The sequence below is a fragment of the Nonomuraea sp. NPDC049624 genome (assembly GCF_040675255.1).
GTDB lineage: Bacteria > Actinomycetota > Actinomycetes > Streptosporangiales > Streptosporangiaceae > Nonomuraea.
In genome coordinates, this window is record NZ_JBFAOR010000018.1 from 55,923 (window position 1) to 70,962 (window position 15,040).

15 protein-coding genes are annotated in these 15,040 nt (G+C 75.1%); 7 read left to right on the forward strand and 8 right to left on the reverse strand.

Annotated features, from left to right (window positions below):
- Positions 1 to 53: 53 nt before the first annotated feature.
- From AB0J76_RS45360 to AB0J76_RS45370, 3 genes are all read left to right on the forward strand, one after another.
- The gene (locus AB0J76_RS45360) at positions 54 to 1,565 is read left to right on the forward strand and encodes a nitrilase-related carbon-nitrogen hydrolase (RefSeq protein WP_352326549.1); all 1,512 of its coding nucleotides are present in this window, start codon (positions 54 to 56) and stop codon (positions 1,563 to 1,565) included.
- 77 nt (positions 1,566 to 1,642) lie between these two features.
- A complete protein-coding gene (locus AB0J76_RS45365) occupies positions 1,643 to 2,860 on the forward strand; it encodes a histidine kinase (RefSeq protein ID WP_352326548.1) in 1,218 nt (405 codons plus the stop codon).
- A 44-nt stretch (positions 2,861 to 2,904) separates the two neighbouring features.
- Positions 2,905 to 3,495 (forward strand): response regulator transcription factor, encoded by a 591-nt coding sequence (locus AB0J76_RS45370; RefSeq protein ID WP_352326566.1) that lies wholly within the window; start codon positions 2,905 to 2,907, stop codon positions 3,493 to 3,495.
- On the opposite strand, the gene AB0J76_RS45375 is transcribed toward AB0J76_RS45370, so the two are convergent.
- Positions 3,485 to 4,129: a TetR/AcrR family transcriptional regulator gene (locus AB0J76_RS45375; protein ID WP_352326547.1), complete on the reverse strand. Its 645-nt coding sequence runs from the start codon at positions 4,127 to 4,129 to the stop codon at positions 3,485 to 3,487. The two genes, AB0J76_RS45370 and AB0J76_RS45375, sit on opposite strands and share 11 nt — an antisense overlap.
- Before the next feature lie 97 nt (positions 4,130 to 4,226).
- Between AB0J76_RS45375 and AB0J76_RS45380 the strand changes: the two genes are divergently transcribed.
- A complete protein-coding gene (locus tag AB0J76_RS45380; protein WP_364393545.1) occupies positions 4,227 to 5,648 on the forward strand; it encodes an MDR family MFS transporter in 1,422 nt (473 codons plus the stop codon).
- Here the strand turns inward: AB0J76_RS45380 and AB0J76_RS45385 are convergent.
- On the reverse strand, positions 5,587 to 6,066 hold the full coding sequence (locus AB0J76_RS45385; protein ID WP_364393548.1) for a MarR family winged helix-turn-helix transcriptional regulator: 480 nt from the start codon (positions 6,064 to 6,066) through the stop codon (positions 5,587 to 5,589). The genes AB0J76_RS45380 and AB0J76_RS45385 overlap by 62 nt on opposite strands.
- A 95-nt stretch (positions 6,067 to 6,161) precedes the next feature.
- Between AB0J76_RS45385 and AB0J76_RS45390 the strand changes: the two genes are divergently transcribed.
- Positions 6,162 to 7,574, forward strand: coding sequence for an FAD-binding oxidoreductase (locus AB0J76_RS45390; RefSeq protein ID WP_352328616.1), 1,413 nt, complete (start codon positions 6,162 to 6,164; stop codon positions 7,572 to 7,574).
- A gap of 45 nt (positions 7,575 to 7,619) precedes the next feature.
- On the opposite strand, the gene AB0J76_RS45395 is transcribed toward AB0J76_RS45390, so the two are convergent.
- Positions 7,620 to 8,222, reverse strand: a complete 603-nt coding sequence (locus AB0J76_RS45395; RefSeq protein ID WP_352328617.1) for an RICIN domain-containing protein — start codon at positions 8,220 to 8,222, stop codon at positions 7,620 to 7,622.
- A 138-nt stretch (positions 8,223 to 8,360) separates the two neighbouring features.
- On the opposite strand from AB0J76_RS45395, the gene AB0J76_RS45400 reads away from it, so the two are divergent.
- Entirely contained in the window at positions 8,361 to 8,942 is a 582-nt protein-coding gene (locus AB0J76_RS45400; protein ID WP_352328619.1) for a hypothetical protein, read from the forward strand.
- Positions 8,943 to 9,570: 628 nt separating this feature from the next.
- Positions 9,571 to 10,020 carry a hemerythrin domain-containing protein gene (locus AB0J76_RS45405; RefSeq protein ID WP_352328621.1) on the forward strand — a complete coding sequence of 150 codons (450 nt, stop codon included), beginning with the start codon at positions 9,571 to 9,573 and terminating at the stop codon, positions 10,018 to 10,020.
- A 438-nt stretch (positions 10,021 to 10,458) separates the two neighbouring features.
- On the opposite strand, the gene AB0J76_RS45410 is transcribed toward AB0J76_RS45405, so the two are convergent.
- The 5 genes from AB0J76_RS45410 to AB0J76_RS45430 form a co-directional block, all read right to left on the reverse strand.
- A complete protein-coding gene (locus AB0J76_RS45410; RefSeq protein ID WP_352328623.1) occupies positions 10,459 to 11,448 on the reverse strand; it encodes a hypothetical protein in 990 nt (329 codons plus the stop codon).
- A 110-nt stretch (positions 11,449 to 11,558) separates the two neighbouring features.
- Complete coding sequence (locus AB0J76_RS45415) at positions 11,559 to 11,996, reverse strand: hypothetical protein (RefSeq protein ID WP_352328625.1); 438 nt, start codon at positions 11,994 to 11,996, stop codon at positions 11,559 to 11,561.
- The gene (locus AB0J76_RS45420) at positions 11,993 to 12,364 is read right to left on the reverse strand and encodes a hypothetical protein (RefSeq protein WP_352328627.1); all 372 of its coding nucleotides are present in this window, start codon (positions 12,362 to 12,364) and stop codon (positions 11,993 to 11,995) included. Before AB0J76_RS45420 ends, AB0J76_RS45415 begins: the two co-directional genes overlap by 4 nt.
- Positions 12,357 to 13,547: a TIGR04053 family radical SAM/SPASM domain-containing protein gene (locus tag AB0J76_RS45425; RefSeq protein WP_352328629.1), complete on the reverse strand. Its 1,191-nt coding sequence runs from the start codon at positions 13,545 to 13,547 to the stop codon at positions 12,357 to 12,359. Before AB0J76_RS45425 ends, AB0J76_RS45420 begins: the two co-directional genes overlap by 8 nt.
- Positions 13,544 to 15,034 carry a nitronate monooxygenase gene (locus AB0J76_RS45430; protein ID WP_364393556.1) on the reverse strand — a complete coding sequence of 497 codons (1,491 nt, stop codon included), beginning with the start codon at positions 15,032 to 15,034 and terminating at the stop codon, positions 13,544 to 13,546. The genes AB0J76_RS45425 and AB0J76_RS45430 overlap by 4 nt, the downstream gene beginning before the upstream one ends.
- Positions 15,035 to 15,040: the final 6 nt, after the last annotated feature.

Here is a 15,040-nt window from a genome sequence, read left to right on the forward strand (position 1 = left end):
GTCGAGAGTCAGCCGCAATGGCGGGCGCCGCGCGATCGGCGAGGCTGCTGAGCATGGCAAACACCGCAACCACGGCAATCCCCCACCTGGCCGGCGGCCGGCGAAGACACGCCTGGCTGGCGGCGGGGATCGTGCTCGGGCTGTTCGGCACGAACAGCGAATGGTCGATCCCGCTGGCCGGATGGCTGTTCTCCGTCGGCCTCATGCGCTTCACCCGCAGCTCGGGCGTGCCGGCCGGGCTCGCGGCCGTCGGCCTGTCGGCCGCCGCGACGACGGTGGTCTTCGTCGCGGCGGCGGGCCGGCTCACCGTCCTGCCGATCCTGCTCGGCTGCCTGCTGCTCGGCCTGGTCCTGAGCCTGCCCCTGCTGGCCGACCGGCTGCTCGTCCGGCGGCTCGGCCCGCTCACCGGCACGCTGGTCTTCCCGGCCGCCCGGGTGACGGCCGAGTTCCTGATCGCCACGCTCACCCCGCTGGGCACGATCTTCGGGCCGCTGGCCGCGACGCAGTCGGCGAACCTGCCGCTGCTCCAGACGGCGTCCGTCACCGGCGTCTACGGGATCAGCTTCCTGATGGCCTGGGCCGCGCCGGTCGTCAACCTCGCGCTGGAACGCCGGATGGCCTGGCCGTCGATCCGGGGCGTCACGCTGACGTACGTCGCGGTGCTGGTCTCGGCGCTGCTCGGCGGCGGCCTGCGGCTGGCGACCGCGCCGGCCGCGCCGGAGCTGGTACGCGTCGCCGGGATCAGCGCCTCCCTGGCCGCCGAGCAGCGCATGCGGGAGATCGACGACGTCCACACCCCGCGGGTCCTGCCCGCGCAGAAGCCGACGCTGCGCAGGGCGTTCGCGGTGATCGACGACGACCTGTTCGCCCGCACCCGGATCGAGGCCGACGGCGGCGCCCGGGTCGTGGCCTGGGCCGAGACCGCCGCGGTCGTGCTCGGCGAGGACTACCCCGGCTTCCTGCGCAGGGCCCAGGACCTGGCCAGGGAGAAGGGCGTCTATCTCGACATGGGGGTGGCCGTCGTCCTCGACGGGGAGCCGCGCTCCCGCGACCTGGCCGTGCTGGTGACCCCCGAGGGGCGGGTGGCGTCGGTCTTCGACAAGGCGCATCCGGTGCCCGGCATGGAGAGCCTGCGGCCGGGCGACGGGGTCGTGCCGGTGACCGGCACGCCGTACGGGCGGCTGGCCCACGTCGTCTGCTTCGACGCCGACTTCCCCGCCACGCTGCGCACCCGCGCCGACGTGATGTTCGTGCCGGCCAACGACTGGAAGGGCATCGAGCGCACGCACGCGGCGAACGCGGTGTTCCGGGCGGTGGAGAACGGCTACAGCCTCGTCCGGCCGGCCAGTAACGGCCTGGCGATCACCGTCGACGCCTACGGCACCCCTCTGGCCAGGGCGAACTACTTCGGCACGGCGCAGCAGAGCATGGTCGTCTCCGTCCCGACCCGCGGCGTCTGGACGCTGTACGGCCTGGTCGGCGACCTGTTCGCCGGGCTGTGCGCCGCCGCCCTGGCGGGGCTGACCGGGCTCGCCGTGCCCCGGCGGGCCGCGTACCGGGGCTGACCATGGGATTTCCGGAGGAAGGTGCGATGATGCCACGGGCGCGGAACGGGAGGACCCGGATGACGGGGAGACGAGGAGTGCGGGCGAGACTCGCGACGCCGCTGCGCGCGCTGGCCATGATCGGGCTGTCGGTGGCGGGCGTGCTCGCGGCCGTCCTGGTCGTGCTCAGCGCGGTGCCGGCGGTGGCCGGCGTGGGCCGGGGGGCGTTCCGGCAGGCGGTGTCGCTGCTGCGCACGGTCGCCGACACGGCCCGGCGGCTGGCGGGCCGGCTCGGCGTGCGCGTCGAGCGTCCCTACGGTCCTGGCATGGACGCGTCCGCGCTGCTGAAGGACCCGGCGACCTGGCGGGACGTGCTCTGGGGCGTCCTCGACCCGCTCATGGGCACGTGGGCGTCCGCGCTGGCGCTGGGCATGCCGCTCTACGGCCTGTACGGCGTGGCGGTGCAGCCATTCGTGTGGCGGGCCAACCTGCGGGCCGGCGGCGCGAACGCCTACGGCGTCATCCACGTCACCTCGACGGCCGCCGCGCTGGCGGCGATCCCGGTCGGGCTGGCGCTGATCGCGCTCGGCCTGTACATCGGCCCCCCGCTGCTGCGCCTGCGCGCCCGGTGGGCCGGCGCGTTGCTCGGCCCGTCGCGCAGGGCCGCGCTGGAGCAGCGGGTCGAGACGCTGGTGGAGACGCGCGCCGACAGCGTCGACACCCAGGCCGCCGAGCTGCGCAGGATCGAGCGCGACCTGCACGACGGCGCGCAGGCCCGGCTGGTCGCCCTGGGCATGGGGCTGGGCCACGCCGAGCGGCTGTTCGACGAGGACCCGGAGGCGGCCCGCGCCCTGCTGGCCACGGCCCGCGAGTCCTCCTCCAAGGCCCTGGACGAGCTGCGCGACCTGGTACGCGGCGTGCATCCGCCGGTCCTGGCCGACCGCGGCCTCGCCGACGCGATCCGGGCCCTGGCCCTGGACTGCCTGCTCGACGTCGAGGTCACCACCGACCTGGCCGGACGGCCCGCGCCGCCGGTGGAGTCGGCCGTCTACTTCGCCGTCAACGAGCTGCTCGCCAACACCAGCAAGCACGCCGGGGCGGCGACGGTCCAGATCACGCTCGCCCACCGGCACGGGATCCTGAGCTGCGACGTCGTGGACGACGGCGGCGGCGGCGTCGATCCGGCCGACGGCACCGGGCTGCGCGGCATCCAGAGCCGGCTGGCCGTCTTCGACGGGACGATCGCCGTCGACAGCCCGCCCGGCGGGCCCACCCGGGTGCATCTGGAGGTGCCGTGCGCGATCAGGTCCGAGTAGTCGTCGCCGAGGACCTGTTCCTCATCCGGGACGCGCTGGTCCGCATGCTGACCGAGCACGGCTTCACGGTCGTGGCCGCCGTCGACAACGGGCCGTCGCTGCGCAAGGCGCTGGCCGAGGAGCGGCCGGACGTGGCGGTCGTCGACGTGCGGCTGCCGCCGTCGTTCACCGACGAGGGGCTGCAGGCCGCGATCCAGGCGCGCCGCGACCGGCCCGGCTTCCCGGTGCTGGTGCTGTCGCAGTACGTGGAGCAGCTCTACGCCCGCGAGCTGCTGGCCGACGGCGCGGGGGCGGTCGGCTACCTGCTGAAGGACAGGGTGGCCAACACCGGGCAGTTCATCGACGCGATCACCTCGGTGAGCCGGGGCGGCACGGCGATGGACGCGCAGGTCATCGCCAAGCTGCTGACCCGCGGCGACGCGCGTGGCCGCACCGGCGAGCTGAGCCCGCGCGAGCGGGAGGTGCTGAGCCTGATCGCCGCCGGGCGGTCCAACACGGCGATCGCGCACCAGCTCGTGATCTCCGCCAGCGCGGTCAACAAGCACATCTCCAGCATCTTCGGCAAGCTCCGGCTGCCCGAGTCCGAGGACGACAACCGCCGGGTGCTGGCCGTCCTGGCCTATCTCAACCGCTGACCGGGGCGCGGCGGGCGTAGTCGCCAATGGCGGGGCGCAGCAGGTCGTACGCCTGCCGGGCGGTGCGGGCGAGGGCCGCGAAGATCTGCTCGGACTCCTCCCCCGCGAGGACCCGGCGCTGGGCCTCGTCGAACAGCAGCCGCTCCACCCCGGCCAGCGCGGCGGCCACCAGGCGGGGCGTGACGCCGCTGTCGCCGGTCTCCTCGGCCAGGAGGTCGGCGAGTTTGGCCTCGGCCTGGTCGTGCAGCTGGCGCAGGCGGGCCCGCAGCACCGGCGTGTCGCGCACCATCCGCTGCCAGTCGGCGCCCGCGTCGGGGATCGCGCCGTCGCGGCGGCGCAGCCGTTCGTCGTAGTCGCGCTGGGCGGCCTCCAGGGCCGACTCGCCGGGCTGCCGCCCGGACACGGCCCTGGCCAGGCCGCCGACCACCTCCTCGTGCCGGTCGAGGATGAGGTCCTCCTTCAGCGGGAAGTGGTTGGTGACGGTCATCTTGGCCACGCCGGCGGCGGCGGCGACGTCGGCGATGGTGACGTCGTCGTAGCCGCGTTCCAGGAACAGGCCGGTCGCGACGTCGGAGATGAGCTGCCGGGTCTGGTGTTTCTGGCGCTCCCGCAAGCCCTTGGATCGTTCGGTCACGCGCTCTGCCTTCCATACAGCCATTAGGTTTGACCTAACGATTAGGTCGGACCTAGTGTTTGGAGTCGTCCTAGTCAATCGATCCTAAGGGTGTTCGATGACCAGCACCTCCGCCGCCGGGGCCGCGCGCGACCGGCTCGATCCGCATCTGCTGCGCATGGGGATCGTCCTGATCGCGGCCCCGATCCTGGCCACCATCGACGCCACCGCCGTGGGCATCGCGGCCGACGCGATGGCGGCGCACTTCCGCACGTCGCTGACCGACGTGCAGTGGGTGGCGGCCGGCTACCTGCTCGCGATCGCGGTGGTCATGCCCCTGTCGGGCTGGCTGAGCCGGCGGTTCGGGGCCAGGCGCACGTGGATGGCCGCCGTGGCGGTCTTCACCGCCGGTTCGGCCCTGTGCGGCCTGGCCTGGTCGCTGCCGACCCTCATCGCGTTCCGGCTCGTGCAGGCCGTGGGCGGCGGGCTGATGAACCCCGTCGGCCAGACGATCCTGGCCCAGGCGGCCGGGCCGTCCCGGATCGGCCGGGCCATGAGCGTGCTGACGATCCCCGTCATGTTCGCCCCGGTGCTCGGGCCGATCGTGGGCGGGCTGGTCGTCCAGCAGCTCGACTGGCGCTGGATCTTCTACCTCAACCTGCCCGTCTGCCTGCTCGTCCTGCCGGCGGCCGCCCGCGTCCTGGCCCGGGACGAGAACGACGAGGACGGGCCCGCGCCCAGGCTCGACCTCCTGGGCCTGGCACTGCTCTCCCCCGGCCTGGCGGCGGTGGTCTACGGGCTGACGACGGCGGGCGGGGGCCAGGAGGCGTGGACGCCGTCCGTGCTGGTCGGTGCGGGGCTGGCGCTGGTCGCCGGCTACCTGGTGCACGCGCTGCGCACCCGCCGCCAGCCGCTGATCGACGTACGCCTGTTCGCCAGGGGCGGGTTCACCGCGGCCTGCGTGGCGCTGTTCCTGCTCGGGGCCTCGCTCTACAGCTCCATGATCCTGCTGCCGCTGTTCTTCCAGCACGACCGGCACGCCGACACGCTCTCGACGGGCCTCCTGCTCACCCCGCAGGCGCTCGGGGCCGCCGTCGGCTCGTTCGCCGCCGGGCGGCTGGCCGACCGCCACGGACCGCGCGCCGTCGTGACCGGCGGGCTCGTGCTCTCGCTGGCCGGGCTGCTCGCCTTCACCCAGGCCCCCGCCCGTCCGGACACCTGGCTGCTGACCATCTGCCTGGTCCTGTACGGCCTGGGCATCGGCGGCGTCTCCGCGCCCACCATGGCCGCGGCGTACGCCTCGGTCGACAGGCGGCAGACGCCGGGCGCCGCCGGCGCGCTGAACGTCGTCAACCGGCTCGGCGGCTCGCTGGGCACCGCCGTCCTCACGACCGTCCTGGACACCGGGCTGCGCCAGGGCGGCGGCCCGGCGCACGCCTACGGCACCGCCTTCTGGTGGGCCTTCGGACTGTGCCTGGTCACCCTGGTTCCGGTGGCCTTCTTCCGCTCGGCGCGCCGTGATGGTCGGCGAGACGGGTGAGCAGGTCGACCAGGCGCTCGCGGTCGGCAGGGGGCAGCGGGGCGAGGAACTCGTCCTGGGCGCGGGCCAGCAGGCGGTCGAGCTCGGCCAGCCGGCGGCGGCCCTCCGCCGTGATGGTCACGATGTTGCGGCGGCGGTCCTCCGGGTCGGGCGCGCGTTCGACGAGCGCGCGCCCGGCCAGGTCGTTGACGGTCGCCACCATGTCGCTGCGGTCGATTCCGGTACGCCGGCCGAGCGCCGCCTGGCTCGCCGGGCCGTACTCCTCCAGCGCGGCGAGCAGCGCGTAGTGGTAGCGCCGGACCTGGGCCTGGGCGAACGCCTGGTCCACGATCCGGTTGGCGGTCAGCGCCGCGTGGTTGGTCAGCCTGCTCGGCAGCGCGCGCAGCCGCTCCGGCGGCCTCCCCTCCGGGATGTTCACGAAGCCAATCTAACAAGTCGTTGGCACCACCCACGATCGTCTATATTGTTGGTCGAACCAACGTTGGTCCGTCCAACTATTGAGTGAGGTGGAACATGTCCGACATCGAGCTGCGGACCGGCCCGACGCACGACGTGGCGGCCCTGGCCGCGCTGATCCGGGGCCGCACGCTCCTGCCGGGCGACGACGGCTTCGCGGACGCCTGCTCCGGCTGGCTGCTGACGGTCGAGCACCGGCCCGCGGTGGTCGTGGTCGCCGCCGACGCAGGCGACGTGGCCGCCGCCGTCACCTACGCGGCCCGGACGGGACGTGCGGTGGCCGTGCAGTCGACCGGGCACGGCAAGTCGCTGCCCGCCGACGGAGCCGTCCTCATCGCCACCGGCGGGCTGCGCGAGCTGACCGTGGACGCGGACGCCCGCACCGCGCGGATCGGCGCGGGCCTGCGCTGGGGCGAGGTGGTCGCCGCCGCGGCCCCCCACGGGCTCGCGCCGCTGTGCGGATCGTCGGCCGAGGTCGGGGTGATGGGCTTCCTGACCGGCGGCGGGCTTCCGCTGGCCGCCCGCACGTACGGGTTCGCCGCCGACCGCGTCCGCTCGCTCGACGTCGTCACCGCCGACGGCCGGCTGCGGACCGTCTCGCCCGGCGCGGAGCCGGATCTGTTCTGGGCGGTACGCGGCGGCAAGGGCAACTTCGGCGTCGTCGTCGCGGCCGAGATCGAGCTGCTGCCGCTGCGCACGGTCCACGGCGGCGAGCTGTACTACCCGGGTGAGGATCCCGGGCACACCGCCCACGTCCTGCGCTCCTACCTGGCCTGGGCGAGGGAGCAGCCGGAGGAGATGTCCTCCTCCGTGACGCTGGTGCGCTTCCCCGACGCGCCGCAGTTGCCGCCGGAGTTCCGCGGCCGCTCGATGGTGCAGGTCCGGACGGTGTACGTCGGGGACGAGGAGCAGGGCGCCCGCCTGGTGCGGCCGTTGCGCGCGCTCGGCCCGGAGAAGGACACCTGCGCGGCCATGCCGTACAGCCGGATCACCGAGATCTACCAGGACCCCCGTCACCCGGTCGCGGCGCACCTGCGCAGCGCGCTGCTGCGCGAGCTGGACGACGACGCCGCCGCGGAGCTGGCCTCGTTCATCGACCCCGCCCGGACGCAGGGTCCGTTCCCCGGGATCCAGCTGCGTCACCTGGGCGGGGCGCTGGACCGGCCGCCCGCCCGTCCGCACGCGGCCGGCACCCGGGGCGCGGCCTTCCTGCTGTGGATGCGGCTGCCGGCCCCGCCCGGCCAGGCCGAGGCGGCGCGCGCGGCCGCCGACGAGGTGCTGGACCGGCTGCGGCGCTGGGACACCGGCGCCCTGCTGCCGGGCTTCCTGTTCGACCACGACGCGGCCCCGGACCGGGTCAGGCGGGCCTGGTCCGAGGCGGACCACCGGCGGCTGTCCGCACTCAAGGCCCGGTACGACCCGGACCGGCTGTTCCGCGTCAACCACAACATCGCCCCGGCCGCGCCGTGAGGCGGCGCCGGCCCGAGCGGTCCGGGCCGGCGCCGTCCGGCCCGGTCACACCTGGCGGAAGTACCACAACTGCTGGCCCGCGTACTCGTCGCAGGTCCACTGCTGGATGTTGGCGCCGTTGTGCGTCCAGCCGTGGTCGACGTCGAGGCACTTGCCGCTCTTCTGGTTCTCCAGGAAGTAGAAGGTGTTCCACCACGCGTCGGTGTAGGCGTACTTCCAGCGCCACATCTGCTGCGGGACGTTCACGCACTCCCACTGCTTGACGTTCGCGCCGTCGAAGGTGTAGCCGTTGTCGACGTCCAGGCACTTGCCGCTGTGCTGGGCGCGCAGGAAGAACCACTCGCTGCCGGGGGCCACCCGCTGGAACTGCCAGTGCTGCTGCGGGACGTTCACGCACTCCCACTGCTTCACGTTGGCGCCGTCGAAGGTGTAGCCGTTGTCGACGTCCACGCATTTCTCCGGCGCGGGGAAGCGCCTGCGGATCTCGAACAAATAGGACCAGGGCTCGGCGAGCGTGCGCTCGCGGGCCGCCACGGCCCCGGAGGCCGGAGCCGCCGCCGACCACAGGGGCACGGCGACCGACACGACCATGATCACGGCCAGCAGCCCCCGGCGGCCGATCCGTCGAAGATGTACGCCCTTGCGCACCGTATGCTCCTTTCCGCTGTTCCGTCCCTTGCAGGGTGCCGCCCGCGGCGGCGGGAGGGCATGAGTACCGCCCTACTCAAGTGGGCCGGACGCGGCGGCGGGCTGGCCATCGAGGGGGGGAGCGTCCATGATCGACTCATGCTCAGCACCAGTGAGGGCGCGCCGACGAGCGCCTACGTGACCCGCCGGCCGCTGCTCGCCGGCGCCAACCCGTACGTCACCCTCTACGACGGCGACGTCCCCACCGGGTACGCCTCCCTGTGGCAGGTCGACTGGTCCACCCACGGCGCCGGCGCGGTGATGGTGGTGTGGACGCCCGCCGGGCTGCGCGTCGTGAGCGACGACCCGGAGCTCGGGACGTGGATCGAGGAGCACTTCGTCCGGCACTTCGACGAGGCCACGGCGCTGCCGTCCTGGCCCGCCGCGCGGGTGGAGCGGGCCGCCGTGGACCTGCGCGTGGACCCCGCCACGGGCACGCACGCCGACGCGGCCGGCCTGGCGGTCAGCATCACCGGGCCGCTGGACGCCAGGCCGTTCTCGATGGCCGACTTCCCGCTGCTGGGCGTCAGCCACGGGCTGTCGATGCAGATCATCCCCTGCGAGCACGCCTCGATCACCGTGGACGGCGTCCCCGTGCCGGGCCGGCCGGCCGTCACGTGGCCCGGCGGCCGGCCCGTCTCCTCGGCCATCACCACCGTCCACGAGGCGTGGAGCACCTGACCGGAGGCGTCCGCAGCCGCGCCCGCGCGCTCCACGTCACGGTGAGCCCGGCCTCGGCCAGCCCGGCGGCGGCACGGGCGAGGTCCCAGCCGCGGTAGGCGGGCGGCGGCGCGCCCAGGTCCCGGTTGACCTCTTCGAGGTCGCGGCCACCTCGACCCCGAGCGGCTCCAGGCGGCGGCGGGCGGTCGGCAGGTTGGGCGGGTGGCCCTCCGTGGCGGGGTGCGCGGCGGCAGCGGGGCCAGCCCGGCCAGGAACTCGCCGCCGCCGGTTCCCAGGTCCAGCAGCGAGGCCGCGCCGGGCAGCCGGTCCCGCAGCAGGCGCTCGTAGCTCCAGGGCGGCGGCTCCTCGACGACCCGGCCGCGCAGGGCGGTGAAGTCCCAGCCCTCGATCGCCGCCGCCGACGCCCGCGCGACCAGTTCGCCGTACTCCATGACCGGGATCGTCCCCGAGGGCGCGGGCGTCCGTCATGTGGTTCTTCCGACGGAGGGCGGGGCGATCGGGGACTTTCGGCCCTGACCGGCGCGTCGTCCCGCCGGGAAGGGTGGAGGCGAGGGGCGGCCCGGGGAGCGGCACGCGCGTGCGCGCGCCCCGGCCGCCGTCGAAGCGACCCTGCTGTGAGGACGTGACCATGTGCAATTACTGCGGCTGCCGGGAGTTCCCACTGATCGGCCGCCTGTCCGAGGAGCATTGGGACATCCAGGAGTGCGCGGGGGCGCTGCGCCGCGCCGTCGGGGAGCTGCGCCACGGTGACGCCGTGAGGCTGCTGGCGGACCTGATGGCCCGGCTCGTCCCGCACACCGACACCGAGGAGCGCGGGCTGTTCGCCGAGCTGCGCGCCGAGGGGTCGCTGGCCGAGGAGGTGGAGCGGCTGTGCGCCGAGCACGCCGACATCCACGGCATCCTCGGCGCGATCGACCCGGCCGCGCCCGACTGGCCCGCCGTGCTGGACGCCCTCGACCGCCTCCACTGGCACATCGACCACGAGGAGCACGGCCTGTTCCCGGCGGCCGTCATCATGCTGCCTCTGGCCGCCTGGGACCGCATCACGCCCGACCAGTCCCCGGCGACGACCAGCTGACCGGCTCACCGGCTCACCGGCTCACCGGCTCACCGGCTCACCGGCTCACCGGCTCACCGGCTCACCTGCCGAAGCGTACGCGTCCTCGCGGCGGCGGGTCGGTCCTCCGGCGGGTCAGTCCCGCGGCGGGTCAGTGCTGCGGTGGGGCGCCGACCTTGAACAGGCCGTGCGCGCCCGCCTCCGCCTGCCGCATCGTGTGGTCCACGATCGGGTACGTGCCCGCCGCCGGGAAGACCAGTTCGGCGAAGCCGCCCTGCGCCGGGGCCAGGTCGAGGGCCTGCGCGCCGCCCGCGTCCTCGGTGCGCAGCCGGTAGGCGCCCTCCTTATAGACCGTGTCGCGTCGATCGGCCTGCCGCTCTCTATCCGGATGTCGACCGGCAGTCCGGGCACCTTCCTGTCTGCGGCCGCCGAGGGCCGGTGGATCGGGGGCGGCGCCGCTCAGGCACGCCGCGCCCCCGTCCGGTCGAGGACCTCGTACACCGGGCGCCGGGGGACGCGCGGGACCGGCGGCCCGTACCCCAGCCTGATCAGCATCTGCACGTGCCCGAACGGGCCGGGCCGGTCGCCGCGGTGCTGCGGCGGGCGCAGGTCGAGCGGCTGGCTGAACATCGAGGCCGCCACGCCGTGCGCGGTGGCGGTCAGCAGGACGCGTTGCAGGGCCTGCCCGGCGCGCAGCCAGTCGTGCGGGCCGTCGCCCCGGGTGAACAGGGCGACGAGCTGCGGCTCCGGCTCGAAGTCGGCGACCTGGCCGCCGCCGAAGCCGCGCATGGGCAGTTCGCCGGAGCGCGGGCGCGGGCCGAAGGCGTGGGCGGGGACGCCGTCGGAGCCGCCTTCGGGCCGGGTCCAGCGGGCCAGCTCGGCCCGGTAGGCGGCGTCGGCGGTCAGCGTGTCGTCGGCCAGGGCGACCATGTCCAGCACCCGCCTGGCCGTCCCGCCCTTGACGAGGAGCAGCGTGGCGTCCTCGTCGTGAGCGGCGTTGACCAGGTCGAGCAGGACGTCCCTGGGCAGCGGGTGGCGCTCGAAGGGGAAGCGGTTGGTGCGCCGGTGCGGGATCATGTCGTGCAGCAGCCGCTCGTCGGTGGTGGGCGGCCCGCCGGGAGTCGCCCGTACGGTCGCCAGCAGCTCGGGCCGGCCGCCCGGGTCGGGCAGCGGCAGGACGACGGGGTCGTGCCCGGTCATCCGGACCGCCAGCCGCAGGTTGAACAGCGCGGCCCCGCAGCTGATGCCGAGCCCGCGCCCCAGGGGGTCGGTGACGGCGAGCAGCCGGTCGAGGTCGGCGTACAGCTCCATGGTGGTGTCGTCGAGGCGGCGGAAGCGCCAGGGCTGGGTGTTGTGCACCGAGGGCGCCGCGACGACGGAGGCGACGATCCGGCGCACGCCGGCATGTGAGGCGAAGGGGCCGTCCCAGGGGCGGGCGACGCCGGTCATCGCGGGGCTCCCGGCACGACGGTTGCTGCGGGCATGTCTCCACGATGGCGCGGCCGGCGGTGCTCCCGTCAGGGACGAAAGTCCCTTTCCGCGCCTCCGATCGGCCATGATCAGGTGGCGGGCAGCGCGGCGGCCAGCAGCACGACGCCGATCGACCCCACCAGGGCACTGACGGCCATCGTCCGGGCCAGGCGGGGGCGGGCGCGGGCGGCGGCCCAGCCGTGCAGGGCGGCGGCGGCCATGACGGCGCAGAACAGCAGGAGTTTGGCGGCCAGGACGCGGCCGTAGCCGGGTTCGGCGAGCGAGGCCCAGGTGACGCCCTTGTGCCAGGCGATTGCCACGCCGGTGGCTAGCTGGAGGGGCAGGAACAGGGCGGCGGTGAGCAGCCCGAAGCGGCGGCCGACGGCGCCGAGCACCAGGGCGCGGCGCTCGTCGTCCAGCAGGCGGCGGGCCAGCGGCAGCAGGACGAGGGAGACGGCGAGCTGGCCGCCGACCCACAGCGCGGCCCCCAGCACGTGCAGGAAGCGCACCACCGACCACCAGGTCATCGCGCGCCCGCCCGGTCGCCGGGCGCCGTCCGGCGCGGGATGCCGGTCGCGCCGAGGTGGAGGCGGGCGTAGAAGTCCTCCAGCGCGGCCAGGGTGCTGTTGATCGTGCTGGCGGCGTAGCGGCCGTCGAGCTCGCCGTGGTAGGCGTGGGCGGTGCGGACGGCCACAGTCGTGTCGGCCAGCGGCTCGCCCGCCAGCAGGCCGCGGTCGGCGGCGGCGGCGACCCAGGTCAGGTAGCGGCCGACGCGGCGCAGGTAGCTGGCCTTGCTGGAGGCGGCCAGCGGCGAGCCGGCCAGCGCGGCGGCGTAGGCGGCCAGCATCGTGTCGTAGGGCGCGGCCAGCCCGCCGGGCCTTCTTCGCTCATACATGGGCGGCCAGTTCCTTCTGGTAGGGGAAGCTGCCGGGCTCGTAGGCGCACCACGGCTCCTCGCCGAGGACGTCTCCCGAGCAGGCGTAGGCGCGTGACCGGGAGCCGCCGCAGATCGTGCGGAACTCGCACGCGCCGCACCGGCCGGTCAGCCGATCGGGGTCGCGCAGCGCGGTGAACAGCGGCGAGGAGCGGTAGATCCCGGTCAGGGGCCGGTCGCGCACGTTCCCGGCGTCCAGCGGGAGGAAGCCCGAGGGGTGCACGGTCCCGGTGTGGGAGACGAAGACGAACCCGCGTCCGGCGTTGACGTCGACGGGCGGGCGGCGGCTGCGCCGCTCCTCGATCAGCCCGGCCTGCTCGGCGCGTCGCCGCAGGGTGCGGTAGAGCGGGCCGAGCCGCAGCGCCCCGGCGTGGTCCACGCCCTGCCCTGCCAGAACGAGCCGCTGCACGGCGACCCGCCGGAAGTGGTGGGCCTCGGTGGTCTTGACCGGGATCGCGGTGCCGACGTCGTGCAGGAAGTGCAGCACGTCCTCGGTCTCGTGCGGGGTCAGGGCGGCCAGGTCGCGGCCCCGGCCGGTGGGCACGAGGAAGAACACGCTCCACAGCAGCGCGCCCTCCTGGCGGACCAGGGCGGCGATGTCCGGCAGGCTCGCCAGGTTGTGGCGGGTCACGGTGGTGTTGATCTGCACCTTGAGCCCGGCCGCGCGGGCCGCCCGCCAGGCGCGCAGGGTGCGGGCGAACACGCCGTCGTAGCCGCGGAAGGCGTCGTGGACGGGCGCGGTCGCGCCGTCGAGGCTGAGCGAGACGGCGGCGGCCCCGGCCTCGCGCAGCCGGGCAAGGTTCGCCGGGCCGAGGGCGGGGGTGGCCGACGGGGACACGGCCGGGGCCAGGCCGCGGGCGCGGGCGTGGCGGACCAGGTCGAGCAGGTCGGGCCGCTCGAACGGGTCGCCGCCGGTGATCACGAACAGCGGCGGGGGCGTGCCGAAGTCCGCCACCTGGCCGATGAGCCGGCACGCCTCCTTGGTGGTCAGCTCCTCCGGGTGCCGGTCGGGCACGGCTTCGGCGCGGCAGTGCAGGCAGGCCAGCGGGCAGGCGCGGGTGGCCTCCCAGATCACGATGAACGGGCTCGCGGCGACGTCGCGCCGGACGCGGCGCAGCGGCCGTCCGCCGGGTGGTGCGGTCATGCGGGTGCTCCTCGCAGGAGGTGGTCCACGACGTCGGCGGCCGAGTGGTCGTCGGGCAGGCCGTCCAGGAAGCCGAGGTCCTGGCCCAGGGTGAGCAGGGCGGGCTCGTGGTAGCCGTCGGCGCGGTGCTGGCCCAGGCCGATGGCGGCGGTCAGCCCGTTGCACAGGCACTGGCGGCCCTCGGCCTCCTCGGCGGGCCGGCCCTTGCGGACGTAGGCGTCCACGGGTTCGGCGGGGCAGCGGTAGCCGATCGCGCCGCCGGGCCTGACGTACGGGGTGCGCAGGTAGCCCAGGTCGCACAGCCGGGGACGCCGGTCGAACACCCCGGGCTCCGACAGGGTGCCGGGCAGGCTCGCGACCTTGAACGGGAAGCCGGTGGGCGAGGCGCGCGGGTCGTTGCGCACCTCCAGCGCGCCCCGGCGGGCCCGGCTCAGCATGCGCCGCCGCAGGCCGTCGTCCAGGCCCGACTCCCGGCACAGCGCGAACGCCGTCCCGACCTGGATGCCGGCGGCTCCGGTGGCCCGCGCGCCGGCCGCGCCGCCGGGGGTGGCGTAGCCGCCGGCCAGCCAGAACGGCAGGCCGATCGCGGCGACCTTGGCGGTGTCGGCCTCGTCGCGCGGCCCGTAGACGGGTTCGCCGCGCTCGTCGAGCACCAGCCGGCCGCGCGGCGGCGCGCTGTGCCCGCCGGCCACCGGCGTCTCCAGGACGAACCCGTCGGGCCTGGTCACCGGCGAGCGGGCCAGGTAGGCGGCCAGCACGTGCGAGGAGACGATCGCCAGCAGCTTGGGACGCCGCAGCGGCTCGGCCGGGGCGGGCCGGTGCGCGGGCCACAGGGCGGCCGGGTCGAGGCCGACCGTGTGGCGGGCGTCGCCGGCCTCGGCCACGGCGACGGTGAGCTCGGCCGGGCGATGGGCGGCGAAGGCGTCGAGCAGCGCCGGGATCTCCGCCGGGATGCCGGCGCCCATCAGCACGTAGTCCACGCCGGCCAGCATCGCGCCGTAGGCGGCGGCGGGGGTGGCGAGCTGGATCTTCTCCAGGTAGTTGACACCGACCGGCCCGTCGTGGCCCTGCTTGGCCAGGAAGACCTCGGCGAAGTTGGCGACCACGGTCAGCTCGTCGCGGGCCCGGCTGGGCCGCAGCCCGAGCCGGGGCACCGGCCGGTACGGCGTGCCGGGCGCGATCCCGCCGGGCACGAACCAGCGTCCGAGCACCCGTTCGGCGAGCTCGGGGATCGGGAAGCAGGCCAGCGCCCGGCGCAGGTCGCCGCCGGGGTCGCCGCGCTGGAGGCGGCGGGCCAGGGCGACGTCCAGGGCGGTGCCCGACACCACGCCGAGCTGCCCGGTACGGGCGACCGCGCGCGCCAGCCGCCATCCGGACACCGCGACGCCCATGCCGCCCTGGATCAGGACGGGGAGCCCGGCCTCAGACACGCCGGTGGACGGCACGAGGTCCTCCGGCTGGGTGGTTCCGGACGTCGCCGGTCGCATGGTTCC